This window comes from Vibrio sp. 1978 (genome assembly GCF_033344345.1).
Genome location: NZ_JAWPOP010000209.1, coordinates 1 through 937, shown reverse-complemented (window position 1 = coordinate 937; position 937 = coordinate 1). Strand labels below are relative to the sequence as shown.

At 49.7% G+C, this 937-nt stretch carries 1 protein-coding gene; it reads right to left on the bottom strand.

Features of this window, described 5'->3' with window-relative positions:
- A partial coding sequence (locus R8N49_RS25565; RefSeq protein ID WP_318190266.1) for a UbiD family decarboxylase occupies window positions 1-937 on the bottom strand: 937 nt, incomplete at both ends.

Genomic DNA, 937 nt, shown 5'->3' with positions numbered 1-937 from the left:
TGGATCCATATGTTCGGTCATCGCTTTGACGACGTCATTCCAGTCGCGCGCATTTACCGACTCATCACACACAATCACAAACTTGGTGTACATGAACTGACGCAAGAAGGACCAAACCCCCATCATCACGCGTTTCGCATGACCTGGGTATTGCTTCTTCATGGTTACAACGGCCATGCGATACGAACAACCTTCTGGCGGTAGATAGAAGTCTTCAATCTCTGGGAATTGCTTTTGCAGAATTGGCACGAATACTTCATTCAGTGCCACGCCTAATACCGCTGGCTCATCTGGCGGACGACCAGTATAGGTACTGTGATAAATTGGGTCTTTACGCATGGTGATGTGCGTAATGGTAAAGACGTGATGCTTTTCTTTTTCGTTATAGTAGCCAGTGTGATCGCCGTAAGGGCCTTCATCGGCAAACTCGTTCGGGTCGATGTACCCTTCCATGACGATTTCAGCACTTGCTGGGACTTCCAAATCGTTACTGATGGATTTGACCACTTCGGTTTTACTGCCACGCAGCAAACCAGCAAAGGCATATTCTGATAACGTATCCGGCACTGGCGTCACCGCACCAAGGATAGTGGCAGGGTCGGCACCAAACGCCACGGAAACTGGGAACGGCTTACCCGGGTTGGTTTCCATCCAATCACGCAAATCTAACGCGCCACCACGGTGAGCTAGCCAACGCATGATGATTTTGTTTTTGGCGATTTTTTGTTGGCGGTAGATACCGAGGTTCTGGCGTTTTTTATTCGGCCCTTTGGTGACCGTCAAACCCCACGTTAATAGTGGTGCTACGTCTTCCGCCCAGCAACTCATCACCGGAACTCTATCCAAATCGACTTCGTCACCTTGCCACACAATGTCTTGGCATGGCGCTTTACGCAGTCGCTTGGCTGGCATATTCAACACTTGCTTGAATACTGGC